Annotated in this window: 13 protein-coding genes; 10 read left to right on the forward strand and 3 right to left on the reverse strand. The window is 60.3% G+C overall.

The annotated features are described in order from the left end of the window. The first annotated feature begins 35 nt into the window (after window positions 1–35). The 7 genes from ACQKEN_RS15055 to tal all read left to right on the forward strand — a co-directional run bounded on the left by ACQKEN_RS15055 (window position 36) and on the right by tal (window position 5009). Window positions 36–479 (forward strand): CsgE family curli-type amyloid fiber assembly protein, encoded by a 444-nt coding sequence (locus tag ACQKEN_RS15055; RefSeq protein ID WP_427686599.1) that lies wholly within the window; start codon window positions 36–38, stop codon window positions 477–479. Next, window positions 476–922 carry a curli assembly protein CsgF gene (locus tag ACQKEN_RS15060; protein ID WP_427686601.1) on the forward strand — a complete coding sequence of 149 codons (447 nt, stop codon included), beginning with the start codon at window positions 476–478 and terminating at the stop codon, window positions 920–922. Before ACQKEN_RS15055 ends, ACQKEN_RS15060 begins: the two co-directional genes overlap by 4 nt. A 54-nt stretch (window positions 923–976) precedes the next feature. Then, on the forward strand, window positions 977–1981 hold the full coding sequence (locus ACQKEN_RS15065) for a hypothetical protein (RefSeq protein ID WP_427686603.1): 1005 nt from the start codon (window positions 977–979) through the stop codon (window positions 1979–1981). 52 nt (window positions 1982–2033) lie between these two features. After that, window positions 2034–2936, forward strand: a complete 903-nt coding sequence (locus ACQKEN_RS15070) for a CsgG/HfaB family protein (RefSeq protein ID WP_427686605.1) — start codon at window positions 2034–2036, stop codon at window positions 2934–2936. Beyond that, on the forward strand, window positions 2920–3429 hold the full coding sequence (locus ACQKEN_RS15075) for a curlin-associated protein (protein WP_427686607.1): 510 nt from the start codon (window positions 2920–2922) through the stop codon (window positions 3427–3429). Before ACQKEN_RS15070 ends, ACQKEN_RS15075 begins: the two co-directional genes overlap by 17 nt. A 5-nt stretch (window positions 3430–3434) precedes the next feature. Next, window positions 3435–3743, forward strand: coding sequence for a curli-like amyloid fiber formation chaperone CsgH (gene csgH, locus ACQKEN_RS15080; protein ID WP_427686609.1), 309 nt, complete (start codon window positions 3435–3437; stop codon window positions 3741–3743). A gap of 339 nt (window positions 3744–4082) precedes the next feature. Continuing rightward, entirely contained in the window at window positions 4083–5009 is a 927-nt protein-coding gene (gene tal, locus ACQKEN_RS15085) for a transaldolase (protein WP_427686611.1), read from the forward strand. A gap of 100 nt (window positions 5010–5109) precedes the next feature. Here the strand turns inward: tal and rssC are convergent, their stop codons facing one another. Together rssC and rssB are read right to left on the reverse strand one after the other, a co-directional pair. After that, window positions 5110–5592, reverse strand: coding sequence for an anti-sigma factor antagonist RssC (gene rssC / locus ACQKEN_RS15090; protein WP_037009276.1), 483 nt, complete (start codon window positions 5590–5592; stop codon window positions 5110–5112). Continuing rightward, window positions 5592–6773: a two-component system response regulator RssB gene (gene rssB, locus ACQKEN_RS15095; protein ID WP_427686614.1), complete on the reverse strand. Its 1182-nt coding sequence runs from the start codon at window positions 6771–6773 to the stop codon at window positions 5592–5594. Before rssB ends, rssC begins: the two co-directional genes overlap by 1 nt. A 265-nt stretch (window positions 6774–7038) precedes the next feature. Between rssB and ACQKEN_RS15100 the strand changes: the two genes are divergently transcribed. Beyond that, window positions 7039–7338, forward strand: a complete 300-nt coding sequence (locus ACQKEN_RS15100; RefSeq protein ID WP_133776916.1) for a PilZ domain-containing protein — start codon at window positions 7039–7041, stop codon at window positions 7336–7338. Window positions 7339–7435: 97 nt separating this feature from the next. Here ACQKEN_RS15100 and ACQKEN_RS15105 read toward each other — a convergent pair whose 3' ends face one another. Continuing rightward, window positions 7436–8137 (reverse strand): MlaA family lipoprotein, encoded by a 702-nt coding sequence (locus tag ACQKEN_RS15105; protein WP_427686616.1) that lies wholly within the window; start codon window positions 8135–8137, stop codon window positions 7436–7438. Between the two features lie 201 nt (window positions 8138–8338). Here ACQKEN_RS15105 and ACQKEN_RS15110 point away from each other — a divergent pair, with 201 nt between their 5' ends. Both ACQKEN_RS15110 and ACQKEN_RS15115 read left to right on the forward strand, forming a co-directional pair. Continuing rightward, window positions 8339–8974 (forward strand): HAD family phosphatase, encoded by a 636-nt coding sequence (locus tag ACQKEN_RS15110; protein ID WP_427686617.1) that lies wholly within the window; start codon window positions 8339–8341, stop codon window positions 8972–8974. Between the two features lie 111 nt (window positions 8975–9085). After that, window positions 9086–9349: a DUF4404 family protein gene (locus ACQKEN_RS15115; RefSeq protein ID WP_065989610.1), complete on the forward strand. Its 264-nt coding sequence runs from the start codon at window positions 9086–9088 to the stop codon at window positions 9347–9349. The last annotated feature ends 206 nt before the right edge of the window (window positions 9350–9555 follow it).

The following is a 9555-nucleotide window of genomic DNA, read 5'->3' on the forward strand; positions in this document are numbered from 1 at the left end:
AACAAGTAACAACCGGCACACACGAACGTACAAACATGACAACCCTTAAAGTTATCGGCCTATGGCTGCTGCCCCTGTGCGCCGCAACCACGGTGTTTGCTCAGCCCAGCGTGAACACTTCCGCAACGGTTGAACAACACCGGACGCTTAACCACCGCGACGTCGGCGGCATTGTGATCGGGCAGACCATGACGCTGGCAGGCCGGACGTTTTATGACAGTTTCGCAAACACCTGGCGCGAGAAAGATGAAGCGGAAACGTTCACTGTGACTATCACCGAACGCCCTACTGCTCGGTTAGGCAGCCAGGTCTTCGTGGATTACGGCAATCGCCGGTTGTTTCAAATGTTCCTGCCGCCCAACCGCACGCTTATTCCGGCCATTGCAGCCGACGCGGCCGGTCAGGTGTACCAGGCCATTCTTGATTATCAATTGGCACAATTCTTTGGCGACCCGGACATGGGACGAGACGAGCTATGAAAACACTCACTATTAATCGCAGTTTGGTGGTTGTCGCCAGCCTCGTTTTGATGGCCGGCCTCTGTTCAGTCGTCCAGGCCAGCGAATTGGCCTATGTCCCGAACAACCCGTCGTTTGGCGGCAATCCGTTGAACGGCCCGGTCCTGCTCAATCAGGCCCAGGCGCAAAACCATTACGTCGAAAAGTCTTCATCGTCCGGCGCCTACGCCGGGCAGACCGCGCTGACCCAGTTCAACAGCATGTTGCAGAGCGCCATCCTCAGCCGCGTGTCGTCCGCAGTGACGTCCAGCATCGTTGGCACCAACGGCCAACTGGTGCCGGGCACCGTCGAAACCACCGACTTCCGCATCGCGATCACCAACCTGCAAGGCGGCCTGCTGCAGATCGTCACGACCGACAAGAACACCGGCCAGACCACCCAGTTTCAAGTGAATCAACCGTAAGACCCGTCGCACTCGCAATACCCATAACTACAACATTGAATAAGGAAGATCACCATGCAAGCACGTAAATCCTTACTGTCTCTGGCCATCCTGTTTGCTGTCTCCGGCGCGGCCATGGCCGACTCGAGCACCGTCAACACCACCCAGGCCGGTTCCGACAACAAACTGGGCGTCGAGCAGCAAGGCGCCACCCAGTCGACTGTCACGATCAACCAGAACGGTGGCCGCAACGGCGCCGGCTCCAGTGTCGCCGGCGGCACGCCGATCACCCAGAGCGCGACCTACAGCAACCTGACGATCAATCAGACCGGCTACTACAACAGCACCAGCGCCAGACAGGCCGGGAACAACAACACCGGCTCGATCACTCAGAACGGCGGCGGCCCTCAGCCGCAGATCGCCAGCCTGGATCAGTCCGGCGGCTACAGCAAAGCGACCATCGATCAGCAGTCCAACTACAGCACCAGCGCGAGCATCATCCAGGGCGGCGGCAACAACAACACCGCCAGCACCTCGCAAACCGGCAACAGCACGCGCGTCAGCGGGACCATTGCCCAAGACGGCAACTACAACCTGGCGAGCGTTGCGCAACAGGGCAACAGCAACACCGTCAGCGCCAAGGTGACTCAAGCGGGCAATAACAACACCGGCACCGTTTCGCAACAGCGCAACCTGGCTCTGGTCTCCGCCACCCTGCAACAGACCGGCAACAACAACCTTGGCTCGGTGCAGCAGAACAACAGCGCGTTCAGCACTGCCAACGCTCAACAACGCGGCGACTTCAACACCGTCAGCGTTTCCCAGAACGGCACTTCGCTGAGCGCCGACGTCCAGCAGGTCGGCAACAACAACTACGCGTCCAGCACCCAGACCAGCGTCAACAACGAAGAAGCCCTGCTGCAGACGGGTAACAACAACCGCGCGATCGTGAGCCAGACCGGCACCGGCACTTACCTGGCCTCCAACGTCGTTGGCGTGACCCAGTCCGGCAACAACATGGTCGCCAACGTCAGCCAGACCGGCGGCAGCGGCAACGTGGCATCGATCTACCAACACTAAGATGATTTACCCCGCCAGGGCCTGGCGGGGTTTTCTTGCGGGAAGAGAAAGTATGCGCGTCCGTCCCCTCATGTTGATGTTCACTGCCGTAATGCTGATTGCCGGCTGTACCACGTCTCGCCCTGCGGCGACCATTTCCCCGGCCACGCTGTCGCCTGCGACCCAGAGCCTGCGTGACCTGACCCACCTGCCGCCGCCCGCTGGCCCCATCAGCGTTGCGGTGTACGGCCTGCGAGATCAGACCGGCCAATACAAACCGTCGCCCGACAGCTCGTTTTCCACCTCGGTGACCCAGGGCGCCGCGTCGCTGCTGATCAGCGCCCTGCGCGACTCACGCTGGTTCAAGCCGGTGGAGCGCGAGAATCTTCAGGACCTGCTCACCGAGCGCAAGATCATCCGCGCGCTGGAGCAGCCTCAGGATCAGGCCCAAGTGCAACTGCCCGCGCTGCGACCGGCGAACATGATCATCGAAGGCGCCATCGTCGCCTACGAAAGCAACGTGCGCACCGGCGGCATCGGTGTCCGTTACCTCGGTGTCGGGCCTTCGGAGCTTTACCGCCAGGATCAGGTGACCGTCAACCTGAGGGCAGTGGACATCCGCACCGGTGACATCATCCAGAGCATCACCACCACCAAGACCATCTTCTCGATTCAGGTCGATTTCGGCATCTTCCGCTTCGTCTCCCTCAAGCACCTGCTGGAGGTCGAGACCGGCGTGTCGCGCAACGAACCCGTGCAGCAATGCGTGCGCGAAGCCATCGAAACGGCGCTGATTCACATGATTGCCCAAGGCGCGCGGGATGGCAGCTGGAACCTGAAAAACCCCGCTGACCTGAACAAACCGCTGCTGCAGAGCTATCTGCAGAGCTACGACGAACAGATGACCACCTTGCCGCTGGCTGATGCGGACAAGGACATCGTTGCCACAGGAGAGAAGAATGGAACGCAACGCTAAGGGATACGGCTGGCTCGCAGCGGCATTGCTGCTCACCGGCACACTCGCCCAGGCGCAGGATCTGGTGCGCGAAGCACGCTACGCGGACATCACCGTCGGCAACAGCGTCGCCACCATTTTGCAGATCGGCGCTTATAACAACGCTCGCGTCGACCAAAGCGGAGCCCGACAGAACCAGACAGTGAGTCAGACCGGCAGTCGCAACCAGGCGGTCGTCAACCAGAGCGGCGTCAACAATGCGATCACTGCACAGCAGAACGGCACGGCGAACACCGCGCAGGTCAACCAGTCCGGCAACAGCAACCAGACCGGCGTGACGCAGAACGGCATCGACAACGCCGCGAACGTGGTGCAGACCGGCGCCTACAACCAGGCTTTCGTCGGGCAGTACGGTCAGGCCAACCAGGCCAGCGTCAGCCAGGCCGGATTCGGCGGCGCCGTGTCCATCAAGCAGTTCGGCGACCACATGAATGCCAGCGCGACCCAACGGTGATCTCGATGATGGACTTCACTCAACTGGTGGTGACGGTTGACGCCCAGCGCAGCGGCTCAACGGTGGTGATCCGCCCGCACCTCGAGAATCCTGCCCCGCTGACGCTGCAATACCGGATGACCGTCAGGCAGAGTAGCGCCCAGGGCACCTCGGCGATCAATCAGGAGGGCGATCTGCAGAACGGCGTCGCGGCGAACAGCATAAGCCTGAGCCTGCCGGCCGAGGCGACGTGTCAGGTTCATCTGGAGGTCTTCGACCGGACCACGCTGATCAAAGCGGTGGACAGCGACTGCGGCGAGACGACGGCTCGCTGACCCGGACGGCGGCGGGTCTGTAAGGATCAGCCGCTCAGCCTGTCTACGCCGGCCAGTCCCTGTCGGTCGGCGGATAAGATGCCAGGCGCCGGGAACATCCCGGGCAGTCCAGGCTCCAACCAGTCTGGATCGAGTCTCCGCCCTCCTCGGGAACCGACAGACCATGACCCCGCGTCGCCCTTTGTAAAAGGCGCCCATCGCCCGGATCATGGCTGACACGCAGGCACGCCGTTTGCGCAAATGCAGGCGTCTAAACCGGTGTGTCTGTCGCGGTTTGCGCCCTTGAGTGACCGGCGGCGCTCGGGTAATGTCAGCACACCCACAGGACAGAGCACGCTCATGACTTCCAAGCTGGAACAACTCAAGCAATTCACCACCGTCGTTGCCGACACCGGCGATTTCGCTGCCATCGAAAAACTGAAACCCGTCGACGCCACCACCAACCCTTCCCTCTTGCTCAAGGCCGCTTCCAGCGACAGCAACGCTGACCGCCTGAAAGAAGCGTTCACCGGCAGCAAGGGCGACATCAACGTCGCCAGCGACCGTTTCGCCGTCGCCATCGGCCGTGAAATCCTCAAGGTGGTCCCGGGCCGCGTCTCCACCGAAGTGGACGCACGCCTGTCGTTCGACACCCAGGCCTGTATCGACCGCGCTGACCGCATTGTCGGTCTGTACGAAGATTTCGGTATCGGTCGTGACCGCATCCTGATCAAGCTGGCGTCGACCTGGGAAGGCATCAAGGCCGCTGAAGTGCTGGAAAAGAAAGGCATCCAGTGCAACCTGACCCTGCTGTTCTCCTTCGCACAGGCCCAGGCCTGTGCCGACGCCGGCGTGTTCCTGATCTCGCCGTTCGTGGGCCGCATCTACGACTGGTACAAGAAAGCCGAAGGCAAAGACTACGTCGGTGCAGAAGATCCGGGCGTGCAGTCGGTGACCCGCATCTATAACTACTACAAGGCCAACGACTACAAGACCGTTGTCATGGGCGCCAGCTTCCGTAACCTCAGCCAGATCGAAGAACTGGCCGGCTGCGACCGTCTGACCATCAGCCCTGACCTGCTGCACAAGCTGTCGGAAGACAACGGCACACTGGTGCAGAAACTCAAGCCAGGCAATGGCGGCGAGCCACGGGTGACCCTCAACGAAAGCCAGTTCCGCTGGGCTTCCAACGAAGACGCCATGGCCACCGAGAAACTGGCCGAAGGCATTCGTCAGTTCGCCCGTGACCAGGTGGCACTGGAAAAGATGCTGTCGGCCAAAGCCTAAAGCGTCAGGCATGTAAAAAGGGCGGCACCCTCACAGGTGCCGCCCTTTTTTATCGCCGCGATTCAGGATAGGAGCGCGTTACTGGTAGTGCGACTGGTTTCTACTGGTGCTCGAGTGCGTTGACCAGATCACGGAAGGCTTCGCGGTTGGAGTCGTTCAAGCCCATCAGGATTTTGTGGGCCTCGAGCACCTTGGCCTTGACCACGTCTTCGCACTGGTCCTGGCTCGGCAGATCGCTCAGGGCTTCAGGCCGGGGAATTGGCCGACCGACGATGTTGAACACCTGATCGAAGCCCATGGACTGCAACAGGCGCGTGATGTCTTCGTGGGTGGTGACGACGGTCGGCAGCAGGCCGGCCTTCTGACGCGAGAGAATCGACAGCTTGGCCAGCAGACCAAGGGTCGTGCTGTCGATGCTGCGGGTTTCGGTCAGATCAATGACCACCGTCGAGAAGTTCATCGAGGTGAAGATCCGTTCAATTGTCGCATCCAACGCCGAGCACAGGGTCAGACGCACTTCACCCACAAACTTGAGGACGAATGTGCCGTCTTGCTCGGCGAACTGGATTCTACCGGTACTCATTAAAGGTTCCTGCTCAACACTAACAAGGCGATATCATCCGGCATCTCCCCTAGCGTGGCCAATCCAAACGTCTGGCGCAGACCATCCAGGCTGCCCCCCGCCGCCTTGACCAGTTCGGGCAAGTTGGCTTCTTTCTCTTTGAGTGTATCACCTGGCAGAAGGTCCAGAATGCCATCGGACAGCAGGGTCAGACTAAAGGACTCCGGCAGATCGATGACGTGATCCGTGTAAGTCGCTTCGTTGAACAGCCCGACGGGCAGACCACGGCCTTCAAGGTAATGCGTGTCACCCGGGGTGTAGAACACCGGCAGCGGCAAATGGCCGCCGACGCTGTAGGTCAACTGCCCGGTGTCTTCGTCGATCACGCCGCCCACCATCGTCACGTGCTTGCCCAGCTTGCAGCTGATCAGCCCGCGATTGATGTGGCCGAGCACGTCGGACGGCTTGAACTCCGGCAGGCTGCCGCCGCGCTTTGATTCGAACAGCAGGCGCGTGGTCATGAACTTCAACAGCACGGTGATGAACGCGGACGACGCACCATGGCCGGACACGTCCGCCAGGTAGAACGCAACGCGGCGCTCGTCGACACGGAAATAATCAACGAAATCGCCCGACAGGTACAGCGACGGAATGATCTCATGTTCGAATTCGAACGCGTCGATGGCCCAGGGGCTGGTGGGCAGCATGTTCATCTGCACCTGACGGCCCGCATCTTGGTCTTCCTGCAGCAAGTGCAGGCTGGCCTCCAGTTCGCGGTTGGCGGTCTCCAGCTTCTGTCGATATTCCTGGTTTTCATGGAGCAGACGCGCCCGATCGAGCGCACGCCGGACCGAGTGCTCAAGCACGGCGAGGTCTTCCAGGGGTTTGATCAGGTAATCGGCAGCGCCAAGGCGCAGTGCTTCGACGGCATCGCTCATGACGCCAGCGCCGGACACCACGATGACCGGCGTTTCCGGCGCAAGGCTGGTGACCTGACGAATCAGCTCGAGACCGCCCACCTGCGGCATGCGCAGATCGCAGATCAGCAGATCGGGCTTTTCCTGCTCGAAAGTCTGTAGACCCTGCAGGCCATTGGCGGCTTGCAGAACGCTGAATCCACTGTCTTCCAAATAGGCCGCGAGACTCGCGCGCACTACTTCGTCGTCATCGATGATCAGCAGCGTGGCACTGGTTTTTTGCATGTGGGCAAACGGCGCCAGATTAGGTTGGCGTAGGCGGCTGGTTGCAGTCAGCCCGCGTACTGGATTCGCTTCTAGCCTCTCTGGCTCAGGTAGCGGACTTGTGGTCAAACGCTTCACATGACAGAGCTGCCCTTCAAGGCGCAGACGGTACTCCCATCCGCCTGGCGTTTCAAGCGTGGCCCCGCTGCCGAGCGGCGTCTTTACATCGCAAATCGCGCGGAGTTATAAGAACCGTTAAATCAGCAATCAAAACAAAGGATGTGCCATGGGCCAGCTCGATCGCGATTACGAAGAAAAACGGGATTACATTCGCATGCGGGTCGATGCGGAGATCAATCTGATCTACGCCGGCCAGATTATCCCGGCAGTCTGCGTGGATTTATCCGGCTCCGGCATGCAGGTACAGGCGCCTCGATCGTTTCAGGTGGGTGACAAGATCAGCGTGAGCATCGATTCCGAGCATGCCGCGCTCAAGGGGCTGGAGGCCGATACCGAGGTGGTGTGGATTGCCGACATCGACGGCGGCGAGCAGAAACTGGGCCTGACGATCCTGGCGATGAAGTGACGGCAGCCCGGAACTCCGTCACAATTTCGAAAGATAGCGAAAATAAAAAGGCGACCCTCAGGTCGCCTTTTTAGCATCGTTTTGCAAACCGTCTGGATCAGAAGTCGTCGACGACCTTGCCGTCTTTGACTTTGAACTCACGGTTCTGCAGGTAAGCGTTGCGGATGAAGATGTATTTGTCGCCATTGATCAACTTTTCAGCCGACAGCAGGCTGGCGCGCGTATCGACCAGGCTCACACCCAGCGCAGTGTTGCGCGTCGGCACGTGGTCGATGTAGCGCCACGGCTGGGTGTAGGTGTCCGGGTATTTGGCGAACGCGTCACGCACGGTGCTAGGACCGAACAATGGCAGCATCACGAACGGACCGCTGCCCACGCCCCAGTGACCGAGGGTCTGGCCGAAGTCTTCGTCATTGCGCTGCAGGCCCATCTTGGTGCCGACGTCGAAGAAGCCGAGCAAACCAAACGTGGTGTTGAAGATCAGGCGGGCGGTATCGACGCCGGCCGCTTCAGGCTTGGCCTGGAGCACGTCGTTGGCAAAGTTGGTCACTTCGCCGACGTTCTTGAACATGTTATGGATGCCGTCTTCGAGGAACTGCGGCGTGATGAACTCATAGCCCTGGGCAATGGGTTTCAGCGCGTAGGTGTCGACGGTGTCGTTGAAACGGAAAATCGCACGGTTGACGCCTTCCCACGGATCTTCGTCTGCCGCATTTGCAGCCATCGGCGCCACAGCCAAGCTGGCCCACACGCACGTTCGAATCAGACGATTGATAAAGCCAGCACCGTTCTCGGGCATAGCTGAGACTCCCAGTCAAAGTAATCAAGCGGGCGCTACGCCCCAAACCAAAGGCGAGAGTATAAAGCGTTCTGTGACTATTTACGTCGCTGAAATGGTCGCGGTTTTGTAGGGCAATAAACATCCGAAGACACTGTCATCGTTCGGTCATCGATTTGTCATGGCAATCCCTTAGCGTCATCGGCTTTGAGAGGGAATGCCATGCTCGCCCCGGTCGCCGTCGCTGCTCCGTCGTTCACCGCTGTATTGTTCGGATTGAGCGGTTGCCTCGTCGACTTCGGCGCCCAGACGCGCACGCTTCTTGCCAGCGACGGCACATCCCTCGCTTCGCAGGACGCCCAACCCTTTGCAGCACTGGCCCCCGGTGCGATCAATGCGCTGAAGCATCTCCAGCAGCACGGTATTCCCTGCGCCTGGATCGATGAATACCCCTCCTCCATCACCGAACAGTTGGCTGCGCCGCTCGGCACCCTGATTTTGCCGACTCCCGCGCCGACCCACCGTTGGCCTGCACCTGATGCGTGCTGGCAGGCGCTGATGACCCTCGGCGTCCAGCAACTGGACGGCTGTGTGCTGGTCAGCGGTGATCCGCGGTTGCTCATGGCCGGGATCAACGCAGGGCTGTGGACGGTGGGGCTGGCGTCCTGCGGGCCGCTGTGCGGTTTGTCACCCGAGCAATGGGAGGCGTTGAGTGATCTGGATCGCGAGCGCCGTCGCGGCCGGGCCACCCTTGAGTTGTATGCCGCCGGCGCACATTCGGTCATCGATCACCTGGGCGAACTGGAGTCGTGTCTGGCGGATATCACGCTCCGCCGGCAGAAGTCGGAAAAGCCCTGAGCTGACTGAGGTCATGCACGGCGGCCGGGAGTGGATTAGTCTAGGGCGGTGAAGGACCTTTGCCTGCGCATTGCGGTCCATCGTGAGACCAATCAGATTAAGGAAGACCCCATGTCCGTCAGTGACTTGCAACTACAACTCAACACGTTGCGCGAGCAGCTTGAGCAGAATCCGCAGCTGACGCTTGAGGAGCGCGGGAATTTGACTGAGGTCATGGAGCAGATCCAGGCGCAGATCGAACTCGAGACAGTCTCTCAGGACCCGAGCATTGCCGATGGCGTCAACCTGGCGGTCGAGCGATTTGAAGTCGATCACCCCACCATCGCCGGCACGTTGCGCAATGTGCTGGTCACACTGGGGAGCATGGGGATCTGATTCAGGCATCCGCGCGCTCACCTCATTGAAACAGACCGGCTCGATATCGCAGGAGCCGGCTTGCTGGCGAATGCGGTGGTTCAGTTACCCTCGCATCGTCTGAGCATTCGGGTTCGCCAGCAAGCCGGCTCCTACGGATTTTGTGTGCGCCGATGATTGCCTGCGTTGCCGAGATACCTGTAGGAGCGCGCTTGCCCGCGAATGTG

Source organism: Pseudomonas sp. NPDC078416, assembly GCF_050268485.1.
In the GTDB taxonomy this organism is placed as follows: Bacteria; Pseudomonadota; Gammaproteobacteria; order Pseudomonadales; family Pseudomonadaceae; genus Aquipseudomonas.